The following is a 13,997-nucleotide window of genomic DNA, read 5'->3' as shown; positions in this document are numbered from 1 at the left end:
AGGCAGTCGGCGGAAAGGGAGCGGATTTCTGAAATTTTTTTCTGAAGAATAAAAGGGAAACAAATTTGGATTTAAAATACTCGTTTGCTCCATTTTCAACATACATATGTTAAAATAACCAATGAACCAATCATCCTACAAATCCGAGGTGTATATCTTGTCCATATCTAAAACAAATCGCTTATCACTAGTAGAGCAAGTGGTTTCCCAAATCGAATCGTTAATCGAATCAGGTGAATGGAAAATTGGAAATCAAATTCCCCCTGAAATGGATTTGATCCAACAGTTCGATGTAAGCAGAAATACATTAAGGGAAGCTGTACGATCACTTGTTTATGCAGGGCTTTTAGTAACGAAACAAGGAAAGGGGACATTCGTAAGGTCATCTAGTGCCTTGGGGGCAGCATTTGAAAGAAGGATCCAGCAGTCAAGTTTATTAGAAACGTTAGAGGTCCGTCATGCCCTTGAAAGAGAGGGAGCTCAGTTAGCGGCATTAAGACGTAATCAAGAAGATATAGAACGATTGCGGTTTCATATATCAGCATGCAGTAAAGCTGCCGAAGCAAAGGATATCAAGGCTTACGAAGAAGCCGATATACAGTTGCATAAATCGATTATGGGTTCATCACATAATGATTTATTGATTGATTTGTATGAACATATGGAACACTCCCTGTATGAATCCATCCATCAGATAGTGGAGATGAGTTCTGATGTGAACTTTCATTTGAACATTCATTGCAAACTTGTAGATGCCATCATCGAACAAGATGTGAACCGGGCAATCGAAACAGTGAATGAATACATTGCACAATTCAAAAAATCTTTAGAGTAAGTAAGGAGGAGATTATGGGCATTCATCAAGCGGCAAATCAACTAGAACAAACAAAAATGGATATTAAACCCAGAGTTGGACTACTCATCATCGGAATCATTCTTCTTGGGGCAAATCTGAGGGCTCCCTTAACATCGGTTGGCCCCCTTGTCACTTCGATCCGTGATAACTTGGGGATATCAAATACATTATCAGGTTCATTAACGACATTGCCTTTGCTTTCCTTTGCTTTATTATCACCGTTTGCACCTAGGATAGCACGGCGTTTTGGAATGGAGCTTACGCTTTTCCTTTCCTTGATATTACTAACAATCGGAATTGGGATACGCTCAGTTGGCGGAGTGCCGACATTGTTCATAGGAACCATTTTAATCGGGTTAGCCATTGCAATAGGCAATGTATTGTTACCAAGTCTGATTAAACATAACTTTGCCAGGAACATCGGTTTGATGACAGGAACCTATGCTGTTTCCATGAATTTATGTGGCGCAATAGGTTCCGGGATCAGCATTCCCCTTGCTTCTTCATCGGGATTGGGATGGGCTGGTGCCCTTGGATGTTGGGGAATTTTATCACTTATTACAGTTTTCTTATGGATGCCGCAAATAAGACGGCCATTCAACTCAGGTAAAGATGTACAAAGGGCACAAAAGGATAAAAAGATTAACTTATGGCGTTCTGGTTTAGCCTGGCAGATTACATTCTTCATGGGTTTGCAATCGTTTATTTTCTATACAGTAATTACCTGGATGCCGGAAATCCTGGAGCAAAAAGGCCTGAACGCTGATGAAGCTGGCTGGATGCTATCCATCATGCAGCTTGCAGTCATTCCAATAACATTCCTGGTGCCAATTTTAGCTGGACGCTTACAAAGTCAGCGTCTGTTAGTGGTCCCGCCTGTCGTCTTCCTTATTGCAGGGATATTCGGCATATTATATGGAAGCACTCTTTTCATACCAGTTTGCATGATATTGATCGGGATTGGAGTTGGAACCATATTCAGTTTATCGATGATGTTCTTTAGTCTTCGAACACAAAGCACTCATGAGGCGACGGAATTATCAGGAATGGCTCAATCATTCGGGTACCTCTTAGCTGCCATTGGACCAGTATTATTCGGCTTGCTCCATGACATTACACACAGCTGGACAGTTCCCTTATTGATGTTGGCCGCAATATCGGCACTTATTTTCATTGTTGGAATGCGTGCAGGAAATAATGAATATGTAACTACTCAATAAAGCCAGTAAAGGTATAAAAGGTTCTAAACGGCCATGGCCCCGGTATTGTACCGGGGCCATTTACATACCAGCCACTGATAGCAGTACGACAGGTTCCTATTTCGTGATTTTAATTTCGAATAAAGAGAATGGTCTGTGGTTTAAATTGAGAAGGAATGTATGGCGTGCTCGCTTCGGTCATTTCGTGGCTCCATTATCTTTAGTAAATTATCAACCTTAAACTCTGTCAGATAAGTAAGTTTCACCTTCTCCTTTTGGAGAAAAAAGAAATGACCTAGGCTTAGACGAGGTAAATTTATTTGCTGCATATTACTGTTCATTATCAGTGGGGTAAAGTACAAAGTGAATAAATGCCTTAAGACTGATCTCAATCAATGTCTTCTTCAAATGGATATAAAATATTAGGATTTAAACCATACCGATCAATGAAATTCTTTCGGGTGAACATCTTAATTTCTTTTAATTCAGAGGGGGTTGGAAATGAAGAAACTTTATATACAGGAATGTGTTCAATATTAATTAACTGCCCTAAATCTGTGGTTATTAAGATATCAAACCCATTTTTTCTGAAAAGTGAGTCTATATCGGAAAAATCCATTACATAAATATTTAGCTTGTTTCCGAAATGATGTTTTAATACCTCACGAATATAATCTTTCTCTACATATGATCGGCAAATTAATGCAGTCTCTATAACCATTTGATTTTGTTTTCTTAAAATTGAAGCTTGTACCAACATGAATATCTCTAATATTTCTATATTTTCAAAAGAAATAGCAAATTCATCCGATATGTATTGTGCTATTTCTTCAATGATCACAAATAACTCATTATTCTCAAAATAAGGAACGAATTGTAAAATATTATTTATTCTCGTATCCGTTTTTAACTGTAAGTCAAACGATATCCCACGAAGAGTTTGCGCAAATTCGTACATGAAAATATCATCCTGGGAAACATCCAGCCCAATTTTCTTTGATAGATTACTTAAAAATTGACCTAAAGGCTTACCGCTTTCCGAATTAAGTTTGGAACGAATGTACCGAAGTTCTTGGGTACGATTTAAAGACATCTCTTCGCTCATAAAATATAAAGAAAAAAATAAAATTTCAGAAATCTGTTTCTCCCTATTTGGACATTTCACCATGAATTTAAATAGTTTCTTTGATATTTCGAATGCTGTGGATGTTTCATTTTCATCTATAACCACTTTTGGGAATGTCACAAAACAATTATGGGTTATTCGAATGTTGGAGATATGAAGGATTATCGCTAGTCTTTGTATGGCACCCATGTGTAAAGAAGTTGAATGTTCCTTCAATAGCTCCAATAAAGTGTCTTGAAACTCCTTAAGATTAAAGGAAGTAATAAAATCATTTAAATTGCCGGACATATACTCTACATATTGCATGATGAATCTTCTAATCTTTATTTCATCCCCAACAATTTTAAACGGACTATTTGATAATTGAACTTCGGCATTTTTTAATACTTCTTCTATTTTTTCTAACTGTCGGTACACTGTGGAGCGACTAATATGTACTTTTTGAGTAATATATTTTATCGTTACTCCATTGTTAAAAAGAATTAATTCCAAGGTTTGAAAATAGGTGTTTTCACTTTTAAGATAAAACCAAAGTTCTTCTAAGGTGCCGTTTTTAGGTTTCATTAACCTCACGCCCTGCACTTCATTCTTATCAATTTTCCATTCAGGTGGAAGATTTGAACTCATATGCAATATATCCCGCCATAATGTGCTTTTCGAATAACCTGTTTTTTTTGATAGCTCTGTTAAACTACACCAGTTATCCTCATAAAATAAATGATACAGCAGTTTTGAATAGCGGTCAGTAAATCGATTCATACAATCACCTTTAACTTTATTGATTTTCATATCTTTTCTTATTAAAACTATTAATATATAGGTTGAGTATTAATACCTAATATTTATAATTCCCCCACACTTTTTTAAAAGTAACAGAAAATACACACTACTTACTACCCAAATTTACCATAATTTTATTCCTGCGTCGTTTCATATATGGTATGGGGAAATCAATTATTGAAACTTATCTTTGATGTAACAAGCATGACCCGTCGAATACTATCAACAAGCTATGTATAGTTGTAAGGTTTAAAATGTAAATGCAGTTAGTAATATAACCCAAATTAACAATGAAGCATTTCATTTTAGAAACAATTTCTTTTGCATTATCAATCGTTAAGCAATAATGGTTTTCTTTACATCATTCATTTGTTCTGGACAAAAAAAGCACCTCATTCTTTTATAGAGGATTTAAGAGAATACATCTTAAAAGAATGCAGTGCTACTATTAAATGAGCAACGCCTCAAAAGCAGTGCTCCATGTAAAAAATCGGTAAAGAGGTTTATGAAAATAAAAAGTTAAATTCATAGAAGGCATCCATATTGAGGAGGAAGAACAAATTATTCATAGGTTTAATACATTCCCCAACAAGGTTCAATAGAATATTGAAGATACATCGTCTTTATATGTTGATGTGATAAATCAAGAAAAAGACTGTGTAGAATTGCTCGACAGCCTGACCAAACTCCAGGGTGGTGTGTCATCTGCCATTCTATTCAACAACCGCTACTCAACAATTTTCATAAGGGGACCCCTTTTGTAGATTCTCTACATAAGCCGGGTTAGTCTTTATTAAATGGGATATATGCGCTAATTCGAATTTCTCATGCTTAGCATCAAAGGAAAGAAGCTCGGCTTTTAAATCATTTCTATAGATGTAAATAATTTTATATTCCCTTGATTTATAAATAACTTTATCACCAATCTTCATAAGCACGCTCATTTCTAATGTAGATTTAAAAAGGCTCCCAAAAATGAAATCATTTTCAAAAGGTAAGGATGATATGGGGATATTCATCCAAGATCTTTCTTTTTTAAAATGATGGTATGCAGTTCTATCGCTTTTAAATTTTCAACCAGTCTTTTTCTTGTAAGCTCAATCTCTCTGAAATTCAAACCATTTCGGTTATTGGATAAACATACTAAATTGTCGATATCTTGATAAATCTGTTTAAATGTAATTCTCATATTTTGGTTTGCCTCCTTTTCATTGTAAGGAAGGTAAATTTTTTAAAAGGGCTTTGGTATATCTGCTAAATGTGACTGCATGCAACAGTTCCTTTAATGAATTACTCGTATCACACGACGAAAGAATCATTGGGCTAATTTGGACGGTTCAAGTACTTCCTTTACAATTTCCACGACCCGCTCTTGATCTTCAAATGTCATACCCGAACCGGACGGCAAACATAAACCTTGTTCAAATAACATACTTGAAATGCTTTTATCGCCGCTTTCTGTAAAAAATGCTGCATTTTTAAAGACAGGCTGTAAATGTAATGGTTTCCATACTGGTCTGGACTCAATATTTTCTGTTTCTAACGCATCAATCACGTCACTGGATCGTACTCCATTGATTTTGTCGTCTATTGTTAATGCGGTAAGCCAGCGATTCCCCATCGTATCTTTTAACTCAGGCATGAAGGTAATGCCTGGTATGTTCCCTAACGATTTTTTATACCGATCAAAAATTTCTCTCCGAACTTTTACACGGTCATCCAATACTTCTAATTGGGCACGGCCGATTCCAGCTAGAATATTGCTTAAACGATAGTTATATCCAATCGAGCTATGCTGATAATGAAGCGCTGGATCACGTGCTTGTGTAGATAGGAAGAGAGCCTTATGTAAGTATTCCTCGTTATTTGAAACCAGCATGCCCCCTCCAGAAGTTGTTATGATTTTATTTCCATTAAACGAATATATCCCTATATCACCAAACGCTCCTGTTTGCTTCCCCTTGTAAGATCCACCAAGGGATTCAGCCGCATCCTCTATTAAAGCAACCTTATATTTCCCGCAAATGCCCTTGATCTCATCTACCTTTGCACTTTGTCCAAATAGATGGACCAAAATTACAGCTTTTGGAATTTCCCGATTTTTCCTCGCATATTCCAAAGCCAGTTCCAATGCCTTAGGTGACATATTCCATGTATCAGATTCGGAATCAATAAAAACAGGCTTCGCACCTTGATAGATGATAGGATTTGCACTGGCTATAAAAGTTAATGAAGAACAGAATACAGTATCACCAGTGGTGACTCCCAATACTTGCAATGCCAAATGAATGGCCGCAGTTCCTGAACTTACTGCCAACGCCCCCTTAGTGCCTGCATATTTGGCAAATTCTTCTTCCAAAGCTTTTACGTTCGGTCCTAGTGGCGCTATCCAATTTGTCTCGAACGCTTGGCTAATGTACATTTGTTCATTCCCACTCATATGAGGAGGCGAAAGATACAATCTTTTATTCTCCATCCCACACACTCCTTATTCTATTATCCTAGCTGGGGACCCCACAGCGGTAGATGCATCAGAAATGTCTTTAATAACGGTTGACCCGGCACCAACCGTACACCATTCCCCTATCGTTATGCTTGGTATGACCGTAGATCCAGCTCCTATCAAGGTACCAGTTCCTACCTTGACAGCTCCTGTCAGGGTAGCACTTGGTGCTATATGGATAAAGTCATCAAGATGGGTATCATGCTCAATGACTGAAGACGTATTAACAATGACGTGATTCCCCACTTTAGCGCCAGCGTTCAAGACGACATTAGGCATAATGACCGTTCCTTTACCTATCGAGACATTTTCACCCACTATAGCAGTTGGATGAATGACTGTTTCATAATCCATTACATCTAAATTCAGTTCGTTTACTATTTTTAATCTTAAATCGTTCCTGCCTATCGCAATAATTACCTTATATTCAAAATGAATAAACAAGCTTCTATAGCTTAAGATGGGGCCAAAATATACATTTCCCTTTCTTTTCAGCACTTCGTATTGATCATCTAAAATAGCCATGAGCCGATATTCACCCATTGCTTCAACGATATCTTGAACAACTTTTGAGTGCCCGCCAGCACCGATTATTACGATTTTCTTCAATTCAAATCACTTCTCACATCATCAAATTTGGAGTTTCTTGTTTCCTCCAGGTACAGTTGAATTTTGGTAAACCTTAAATCAATATCATTCATCCTATTATCCAACAAATTTTTGGGTTGTGACATGTCCTTCCTGGGTAATGGCTTCTTGTTTACATACCTTAATCAAGGTAAGGTATATGATCTTCATATCCAATAAAAAGGATTGATTTTCAACGTACCAGACATCAAGCTCAAACTTTTTCTCCCACGAGATTGCATTTCGTCCATTCACTTGGGCCCAACCTGTCATTCCAGGCCGGACATCATGCCTCCTTGCTTGTTCGGAAGTATATAATGGGAGATATTCCATTAATAATGGCCGTGGGCCTACAAAACTCACATCGCCTTTCATGACATTAAATAATTGAGGTAATTCATCTAAACTTAATTTTCTAAGTAATTTCCCAAAATCGGTTAATCTCTTCTCATCAGGAACCAAATCCCCTTTTTCATCTTTTTCATCTGTCATCGTTCTGAACTTATACAGATAAAATGGTTTGCCATTAAGTCCTGGCCGCTCCTGCTTAAAAATGACAGGTGAACCTAATTTCAAACGGATGAGGATGACGATAAACAGCATAAGAAGTGAACAGGATATAAGCGCCAGACAAGATATCAAAAATTCAAAAGCCCGTTTCATTTTTCCCTCCCAAATTATCATTGTGTATCGTTATCAAGTAAACGAAGGAATTCTTCAGATAGCTATACAGAATTCTAGTGATTAATTGCAAATTTCATCGCATCTATTATTCTTACTTCTCTTTAACACTTTTAAAAAGGTGAATATATTGCCCAATTTCATTTCATTGAAAAACGTAAAATTATTAAATTTGCTTGAATGTGTAACACTTGCTTTACCTTTTCTGATAATTGCTAACATCACCCGGATTTGAGGCATTATCACGGTATGGGAATTTTGTTATTCTTCCTGAAATTCGACAAATTCAGCATTCTATCTTTTAACGTTTCTTCGCTCATGTCTTCATATGTTGTGATAATATCTCTTATTGCATTCCAATTTACTTCTTTTGGTTTTCCAATATGGATTTGCGGGTAGATCTGATTTAAGTAAACTTCGTCTTCCCCAAGCAATTCTTCGTATAATTTTTCACCTGGCCGGATTCCAGTATAAGTTATCCCAATGTCTTCAACGGTGTAGCCTGACAGTTGGATAAGCTTTTTAGCGAAATCGACAATTTTGACAGGTTCGCCCATATCAAGTACGAATACCTCCCCGCCTTTGGCCAGAACTCCTGCCTGAATGACTAATCTTGAAGCTTCCGGAATCGTCATGAAATAGCGAATCATATCCGGATGAGTGACTGTCAAAGGTCCCCCTTTTTTTATTTGTTTTTTGAAGAGTGGGATGACGCTGCCATTACTGCCAAGTACATTCCCAAATCGGACCGTTACAAATTTAGTATGACTCGACAAACTCTTATACTGGATCATCATCTCGGCTAAACATTTAGAAGCACCCATTATACTTGTCGGATTGACGGCTTTATCTGAAGAAACCATGACAAAAATATCCACCATGCCAGCCTCCGATGCCTCCGCAACATTCATCGTGCCTATCATGTTATTTTTCACCGCTTCTTTAGGGTTTGACTCCATAAGCGGTACATGTTTATGAGCGGCTGCATGATAGACGATATTAGGCCGATGATGGTCGATTACTTGAAACATCCTGTCGCGGTCCTGAATGTCTGCAATTTCGGTCACGATCTCAATTGTATCTGCATAAACCTCCCGCAATTCCAACTCGATCGCATATATGCTGTTTTCACCATGCCCGAGCAATACAATTTTAGCTGGATCATACTTCATAATCTGACGACAGATTTCAGATCCAATTGAACCGCCGGCACCGGTTACTAAAATTGTGCTATCAACAATCTTTTCTGAAATCCCTTTATCATCAAGTTGAACGGGTAAGCGCCCCAATAAGTCTTCCATCTGGATATCTTGCAATTCATTAATTGGAACCCCGCCTTGAACAATCGCTTCCAGGCTAGGGACAATTTGAGTCTTTTTGTAAGCTTTGGTGCATTCCGAAAGAATCGCATTTATTTCCTCTCTTTTCAAAGAAGGGATCGCAATCACGATATGTTCGATCTTGTATTGCTCGACCACTTGAGAAATATCTTTTGTTGCTGCTACTACAGGTATATTGAAGATTTCTAAACTTAGCTTCGCTTTATCATCATCAACGAATGCAACCGGGACTAAGTCTATATTGCTGGATTTTAACAACCGACTCGTTATCATCGTCCCTGCAGACCCTGCTCCAACGATCAGCGTTCTTTTTTTATTGGGTGATTGCTTAATGTATCGTTCAAAATAGATCCTCCATGCCAAACGTGAGCACCCAATCATGGCAATATATAGAATACAAGTAATGAAAAGTTCTCTAATATATAGAAAATGGGTAAAGTATAGCTGAAAGGCGGCAGTAATCGTAATAGAAAAGGCCGTTACTTTGAATATATTGAACATTTCCTTGATACTGGCGTATTCCCAAGCCTTTTTATAGAGTTTTAAATAAGCAGTAAAGAAATAATGACACATAAGCAAAATAAGCGTAATTGTCATTGTAAATGCCGATATTTCATTATACGGATGTAATAACCAATAACTTAAAAATACAGCCGTCACAACAATCACAGCGTCCAGTAAGACTAATGTGAAAAGCCGGTTATAATATGTCAAATCTACTTCTCCCCATATAAATATTTTTAGTCAGACAAGAGTTCTTTAACTTTCATCCCGTACAAAACATTCTCGGCATTTTCATTAAAGACGTCGACTATTTCTTGTCCGAAATTCTTCTCAATCAACTTATGTGCTTCCCTGAGTTGAAAACCTCTGTTTCCAACATTATGAGCATCTGATGCAATAAAATGAGTAAGACCTGATTGAACTAAATATTTGGAAAACCTTTTTGTTCTCCATCCGAATTTGCCCGTGATGCTCCCTGCAGTTATTTGTGAATAGGCACCCTTCCAAATCAGTTCTTTTAGAAGTTGCGGATTTTTTATTATTTCCAAATTCCGCTCTGGATGAGCAATGATCGGTGTCATCCTTTTCATTTGCAGATCATAAATTAATCGTTCCGTATACCTTGGCACATGGTTTGAAGGCAGTTCGAGAAGGATGTACTGCGAACCATTCAAGCCCATGATTTCATTATTATCATAATCATCTGAAAGTTCATCGGATATCCTTATTTCCTGCCCAGGCCATACTTTTAGCGGGATTTCCAGTTCATCTAGAACTAGGTTTAATTTTGCAGTTTCATTCACGACTATTTCCTTATCATTTTCATATATCCCCTTATTATAATGAGGGGTTGCTATGATGTTAGAAATTCCTTGTTCTACAGCTTTTCTCGCCATTTCTATACTTTCATGGATATCTCCAGCACCATCATCCATCTTCGGTAAAATATGACTATGAATATCAATCATCGTTATCCCTCTTTTGCCTAACCGCGAATGCTAAACTTATAGAACTTCCAAACTACTTATTTTATTTACCATAGTAGTAGTATTCGTCAGGATATTTTTGTTTTTTCTTATTTAGGATTGCGCCCAAAAGCTTTGCATTTGCATTCTCAAGTAATTCCTTCGCTTTTTGTGCTTGCTGTATTTCAGTGCTTCCGCTGCTCACCACCAAAACCACGCCGTCTGTCATACTCGCTATTACTTGAGCATCTGTGACTGCATTAACAGGCGGTGTGTCCAGAATTACTAAATCATAATTCAGCTTTGCTTCATCCAACACTGTCACCATTCCGTTAGACCCAAGCAACTCCGATGGGTTTGGGGGGATTGGCCCACTTGTCAGCACATCTAAATTAGGGTAAATGGAAGGTTGTACAGCATCAAGTAATTGATTTTGCTTTGATATGATATTCGTTAACCCCAAGTAGTTCTCCATATTAAAGTTAGTATGAACACTCGGCTTTCTCAAATCTGCATCTATGATGAGAATGCGTTTCCCTTGCTGAGCAAAAACTGCTGCGACATTGATTGAAGTCGTCGATTTTCCTTCACCTGCATTTGCAGAGGTGAAAATCATCGTCTTTATGTCTTTTTCCACAGCGGAAAATTGAAGGTTCGTTCGAATTGTCCTATATTGCTCCACAACAGGTGACTTCGATTTCAACATGGAAATACTGCTTCTTTTTTTAATCTCCGTCTTTTTATGCCGTTTATTGCGTGTCAAGCTTTTCACCTCTTGAGGTTGTAATTATAGATTTATAATTTCCGTTTTTTTTTATTTTCCATTAAATTCACGATGCCTAGCATCGGGATCTTTAAATGTTCTTCAATATCAGACTCAACCTTGATTGTTTTGTCGAAAAATTCGATCATGAATGTAAGAATTAAACTTATGATTAACCCTGCAAAACATGCAACGATCGTATTCATGATCGGGTTCGGTTTTATAGGTGAGGAATTATCTCCTATAGTTGCTTTGGATAAGACATTGACATTGTCCACATTCATAAGCGTTTTTATTTCATCTTGGAATATGTCCGTAATTGCACTGGCGACACTAACGGCAATTTTAGGGTCAGCCCCCTCAACTTTAATGGTGAAAATTTGTGAATTCCCATTACTGACAATTTTTATTTGTTCCGATAATGCTGTATTTGATATATCAAGATTCAGTCGTTCTTTGACTTTTTCTAACATCATTGGACTTTTTATGATTTCGCTGTACGTTTCAATCAATTGAATATTGGTTTGAATCTCACCTACATTGTAAAGTTCTGACTTTTCTTTAATTGATTGACTAAGATTTGTGTAGAAGCTTGGTAAACAGGTGAAAGAATGAAAAAGCTAACGATTCCCGTCATTGCCGTTAATAAGGTTGTGATAATAATAATGAGCACGATGCGTTTTTTCACCATTTGAAAAAGATCTTTTATATTAAGTGTCTCCGCCATTCAATCAACTCCAATCCATCTTTAAACCTTTTCGTTTGTCACTTTTTTGTTCTCGGCCTATAATTTTATGACCTTATCAGAAAGCAATCCATTTTCCTCCATCACATTTTTGGAATCGAATATTAATGAAGCATGACCATGGACACTTTTCCAGTCAAAACAATTGTGCGGTGTTCCAATGACAACTAAATCGGCTTTTTGAAGAATGGCAGCATCGTACTTTTCCACCTGTAGAACCTGTTCATTGATTCGGATTTCTTTTGCATAGGGTTCGATGACGGTTAGATTCTGTACCTTGTTTTGTAATCGTTCAAGTAAGCGGACGACCGGGCTTTCCCTTAAATCACCAATATCACTTTTGTAAGTTGCACCTAAAACCACAATATGTGAGTGTTTCATGAGCTTGTCATTGGCTGCAAGCAATTCAAGTATGCGGTTATATGAATAGTGAACCATTCCGTCATTGATATCCCCTGCCAGTTCAATCATTTTTGTCCGATGACCATGTTCTTTTGCTTTATAGAGCAAGTAGTATGGATCGACCGGTATGCAATGTCCCCCGACACCAATGCCTGGGGTGAATTTCATGAACCCGTATGGTTTTGAAGAAGCCGCATTGATCGTTTCCCATATATCAATTTCCAATTCATTGCATAGTACCGTCATTTCATTGACCAAAGCCATGTTAATCCATCGAAAAGTGTTCTCAAAGATTTTGCTTAATTCTGCAACACGGATCCCCTTAACACGATGAGCTGTCGGACCGATGAACTTGCACGCTAAGTCTGTACAGGTTTCCGTCATCCCCCCGATAACTTTTGGCGTGTTGCTTAAATTAAACCTTTTATTTCCTGGATCTATTCTTTCCGGGGAATAAGCTACAAAAAGGTTCTCACCAATCACATATCCCATATCTGTCAATGGTGTACAGATATACTCTTCTGTCGTTCCTGGATATGTTGTACTTTCCAAAATAACCATTGTACCTTCATTCGCATGTTCAGCGACAATTTTTCCTACATCCCTCACATACGAGATATCAGGTTCCTTCAACTTATTAACTGGGGTCGGGACACAAATCAAAAGGACATTCATGTCTCCAAGCTGCTTCATATCCGTCGTCGCTGTAAACCGCTTTTGGTTTATCAATTCTCTAAGCACGTCATTATCTACATCATTGATATAGTTGATTCCGCTATTTAAACTTTCCACTTTTGTCTCAGAGACATCGAATCCTGTCACCGTATAACCTTTAGATGCATAATGGCAAGCAGTTGGGAGACCAACATAACCCAATCCAATCACTCCGACTTTAGCGGTCTTGTACTTTAATTCTCTTTGCAGAGCAGATTTGTGCGAGTATTGGGCAGTATTTTTTTGTTGTTGCCTTTCTTGCGTTGTCGCTGTTATCATGATTCAACTCCTCCATTTCCCTTATCAGAACATAACGAACATTTAAATTATTAGGCCACAAAAATTCACTACAAAAAACTAGCAAATTCCTAACGCTATCTTTCTTAATCAGCACAATCGACCAGATATATCATTTTTTATGATTGAAATACATACCTAGAGTTCCGCCTTGAAAATTCGCCTTGTAAGTTTCCCGTTAATTTTTATCGTCAGCATTAATAAATTATCATAATTATTTTTGTTGCTGGTTCCAGATTTCGAATGAATCGTTCTGTTTTTGATTCATCTACCCTATTTAACCAGAATCACTTGTTCTTTTGACATGAGGTACAAGTGCATGGTTAAGGTAAAACTAAATCTGTTTTTAGCCAACACACCTATCTCCATAATTAAATATTTCATTTTGAATCAGAACTTAATCCCACACATTTCACATTTATAATGGACGTCCCTCAAAAAAAATTAGCAAACAGCTGATAAAAACGAACATAGTCTTTTTCTAATTCTTCTTAT

General features: G+C 37.3%; 14 protein-coding genes. 2 read left to right on the top strand and 12 right to left on the bottom strand.

All coding sequences use genetic code 11. The features are described from left to right. The first annotated feature begins 157 nt into the window (after window positions 1-157). Both V3595_RS00730 and V3595_RS00725 read left to right on the top strand, forming a co-directional pair. Window positions 158-835 (top strand): FadR/GntR family transcriptional regulator, encoded by a 678-nt coding sequence (locus V3595_RS00730; RefSeq protein ID WP_485904929.1) that lies wholly within the window; start codon window positions 158-160, stop codon window positions 833-835. Window positions 836-891: 56 nt separating this feature from the next. Then, window positions 892-2,076: a CynX/NimT family MFS transporter gene (locus V3595_RS00725; RefSeq protein WP_485905675.1), complete on the top strand. Its 1,185-nt coding sequence runs from the start codon at window positions 892-894 to the stop codon at window positions 2,074-2,076. A gap of 367 nt (window positions 2,077-2,443) precedes the next feature. Here the strand turns inward: V3595_RS00725 and V3595_RS00720 are convergent, their stop codons facing one another. From V3595_RS00720 to V3595_RS00665, 12 genes are all read right to left on the bottom strand, one after another. Beyond that, the gene (locus tag V3595_RS00720; RefSeq protein WP_485904927.1) at window positions 2,444-3,940 is read right to left on the bottom strand and encodes a BglG family transcription antiterminator; all 1,497 of its coding nucleotides are present in this window, start codon (window positions 3,938-3,940) and stop codon (window positions 2,444-2,446) included. 752 nt (window positions 3,941-4,692) lie between these two features. Then, window positions 4,693-4,893: a hypothetical protein gene (locus tag V3595_RS00715; protein ID WP_485904925.1), complete on the bottom strand. Its 201-nt coding sequence runs from the start codon at window positions 4,891-4,893 to the stop codon at window positions 4,693-4,695. A gap of 83 nt (window positions 4,894-4,976) precedes the next feature. Continuing rightward, window positions 4,977-5,150 carry a hypothetical protein gene (locus tag V3595_RS00710; protein WP_485904924.1) on the bottom strand — a complete coding sequence of 58 codons (174 nt, stop codon included), beginning with the start codon at window positions 5,148-5,150 and terminating at the stop codon, window positions 4,977-4,979. 126 nt (window positions 5,151-5,276) lie between these two features. Continuing rightward, on the bottom strand, window positions 5,277-6,437 hold the full coding sequence (locus V3595_RS00705) for a DegT/DnrJ/EryC1/StrS family aminotransferase (RefSeq protein ID WP_485904922.1): 1,161 nt from the start codon (window positions 6,435-6,437) through the stop codon (window positions 5,277-5,279). Between the two features lie 12 nt (window positions 6,438-6,449). Further along, window positions 6,450-7,073 (bottom strand): acetyltransferase, encoded by a 624-nt coding sequence (locus tag V3595_RS00700; RefSeq protein ID WP_485904920.1) that lies wholly within the window; start codon window positions 7,071-7,073, stop codon window positions 6,450-6,452. 96 nt (window positions 7,074-7,169) lie between these two features. Then, window positions 7,170-7,754 (bottom strand): sugar transferase, encoded by a 585-nt coding sequence (locus tag V3595_RS00695; RefSeq protein WP_485904918.1) that lies wholly within the window; start codon window positions 7,752-7,754, stop codon window positions 7,170-7,172. 260 nt (window positions 7,755-8,014) lie between these two features. Then, window positions 8,015-9,826, bottom strand: coding sequence for a polysaccharide biosynthesis protein (locus V3595_RS00690; protein ID WP_485904916.1), 1,812 nt, complete (start codon window positions 9,824-9,826; stop codon window positions 8,015-8,017). A gap of 26 nt (window positions 9,827-9,852) precedes the next feature. Further along, window positions 9,853-10,584: a tyrosine-protein phosphatase gene (locus V3595_RS00685; RefSeq protein ID WP_485904915.1), complete on the bottom strand. Its 732-nt coding sequence runs from the start codon at window positions 10,582-10,584 to the stop codon at window positions 9,853-9,855. Between the two features lie 61 nt (window positions 10,585-10,645). Then, window positions 10,646-11,344 carry a CpsD/CapB family tyrosine-protein kinase gene (locus V3595_RS00680; protein WP_485904913.1) on the bottom strand — a complete coding sequence of 233 codons (699 nt, stop codon included), beginning with the start codon at window positions 11,342-11,344 and terminating at the stop codon, window positions 10,646-10,648. 32 nt (window positions 11,345-11,376) lie between these two features. Then, on the bottom strand, window positions 11,377-11,820 hold the full coding sequence (locus V3595_RS00675; RefSeq protein WP_485904911.1) for a YveK family protein: 444 nt from the start codon (window positions 11,818-11,820) through the stop codon (window positions 11,377-11,379). A 59-nt stretch (window positions 11,821-11,879) separates the two neighbouring features. Beyond that, window positions 11,880-12,071, bottom strand: coding sequence for a Wzz/FepE/Etk N-terminal domain-containing protein (locus V3595_RS00670; RefSeq protein ID WP_485904909.1), 192 nt, complete (start codon window positions 12,069-12,071; stop codon window positions 11,880-11,882). Window positions 12,072-12,128: 57 nt separating this feature from the next. Further along, window positions 12,129-13,484, bottom strand: a complete 1,356-nt coding sequence (locus V3595_RS00665) for a nucleotide sugar dehydrogenase (RefSeq protein WP_485904907.1) — start codon at window positions 13,482-13,484, stop codon at window positions 12,129-12,131. Between the last annotated feature and the right edge of the window lie 513 nt (window positions 13,485-13,997).

The sequence above is a fragment of the Bacillus sp. CFBP9009 genome (assembly GCF_036541465.1).
Taxonomy (GTDB): domain Bacteria; phylum Bacillota; class Bacilli; order Bacillales; family DSM-1321; genus Peribacillus.
The sequence above is the reverse complement of the archived record's forward strand: the minus strand, read 5'-3'. Positions and strand labels throughout refer to the sequence as shown.